Origin of the sequence: Vibrio penaeicida (assembly GCF_002933855.1) — a bacterium.
GTDB classification, from domain to species: domain Bacteria; phylum Pseudomonadota; class Gammaproteobacteria; order Enterobacterales; family Vibrionaceae; genus Vibrio; species Vibrio penaeicida_A.
In genome coordinates this window covers 1-1,747 of the sequence record NZ_BFAQ01000083.1, presented here as the reverse complement: position 1 = coordinate 1,747, position 1,747 = coordinate 1, and the positions used below count along the sequence as shown (strand labels likewise).

The 1,747-nt window shown below is 36.4% G+C and carries 1 protein-coding gene and 1 pseudogene; both read right to left on the bottom strand.

All coding sequences use genetic code 11. The annotated features are described in order from the left end of the window. Positions 1-749, bottom strand: a pseudogene (locus VPNCDNU1_RS28385) (hypothetical protein); the annotation flags it as partial. 690 nt (positions 750-1,439) lie between these two features. Continuing rightward, a partial coding sequence (locus VPNCDNU1_RS28380) for a pentapeptide repeat-containing protein (RefSeq protein ID WP_145959505.1) occupies positions 1,440-1,747 on the bottom strand: 308 nt, incomplete at its 5' end.

The window sequence follows — 1,747 nt, the reverse complement described above, 5'->3', positions numbered from 1 at the left end:
GCAGACTCAGTCGTTACTTTCTCAATGGTCGTTTCAGAGTCGGTGGATTCTGATGTGGTGTTAGTGCTATCAGTGGTTGTAGATTTTTGATTAGTGTTGGTGCTGTCAGTTGAGTGATCGATGTCTGGCTCGTCAATTTCAGCGGTGGACTCGGATTCACTTTCGTTAGAAGTGCTGGAGTTAGTATCAGAGTCACTGTCCGTGCTGGTACCGTCAGTTGACTGATCGACATCGGGTTCGTCAATTTCAGTGGTGGGTTCGGATTCACTTTCGTTAGAAGTGTTGGAGTTAGTATCAGAATCACTGTCGGTGTTGGTGCCGTCAGTTGAGTGATCGATGTCTGGCTCGTCAATTTCAGTGGTGGGCTCGGATTCGCTTTCGTTCGAAGTACTGGAGTCAGTATCAGAGTCACTGTCAGTGTTAGTGTCGTCAGTTGACTGATCGACATCGGGTTCGTCTACTTCAGTGGTGGATTCAGATTCGTTTTCGTTAGAGGTGCTCGAATTATCAGAGACGAAAGTGCTTTGGTTGTTTATGGTGTTTTTATCATTGTCGATAGACGTTTCGCCACCATCTATCACAGGCGTTGTATTTTCCTCCGGAAGAACAGTTGCAGTTTCTTTTGATTGTGTTGAGTTATTACTTTGATCCAATGTAATAGCGTTGTTTGCGGGAACTGTATTCGTTTCAGATTCTGCATTACAACCGGCTAGGATGATCATTGTTAGGGGTATGAATAGTTTAAGCATGCCTATAAAAATTCCTCGTAAATCTATTTTTGACTGTTATATGAGTAATGAAAATTAATTATTCATTTTATTTGAATAAGAAATCAGTCAATTTGGAGTTACATAATCTACAGGTAGAAAAATAAGTGAAATATAAACAGGTGTTTGAAATTTTAATAACTAATTTTGGATTGATGATTTATTCTCCTATTATAATTTTTGTGTAAATAGATGTGTTAATTTGTAAAAGTTGTTTATTTTGTAAAATGCTAACATTTGATTTATAAATATGTCAAAAAATGAGCCGATAAAGCGTGTTGAATGGTGTTTTTATAAAGCCTTATAAAATAAGAGGTTAGCTGTTTTTGGTATTGTTTCACTTTAATGGCATTGTTAGTATTGTCTTTAAAAACAATAATATATGAATTTTTTAAACTTATTTTCCATTGTGTATGAAGTGAAGGTTTTTGAGGCTTATTCTGTGGCTATAATGATTGGAATAATTCATTTTTTATATTGAAATTGCGTTTTAAATGTGTGTTAAGTATTTTTTGGTCTTAAGATTTAGAGCTTTTTATTATTGATGTTGAGCTGTTAAGGTAAGGTTTTTATGAAATGTCAATAATGTAAATTTGCGGCTCAGTGACTTATATGTTTTTTTACTATTTAAAAAATAACCAGTTCTTAGTGAGACAGAACTGGTTATGTACATTACCAATTATGCGGACAATAATTGCAATCTCTCATGTTTGCATCTTGAAAAATGGCATAATGCTTTCGGGAACCTGCCATATCGACATCCTCTAAATTGGCACCATAAAATTTCGCTTCTTGAAGATTCGAATTCCTCATGTTTGACTTAAAAAAGTCCGTTTTCGTCGCCCACACCATTTCCAAATTTGCGGCTTCTAAAATAGCGCCATGAAATGTTGCTTTGGAAACACGGGCAAACTCAAGGTTCGCCCCTGTAAGATCAGCACCATTGAAAGAAGCGACTTGAGCAAACATCGCCCAGCCTT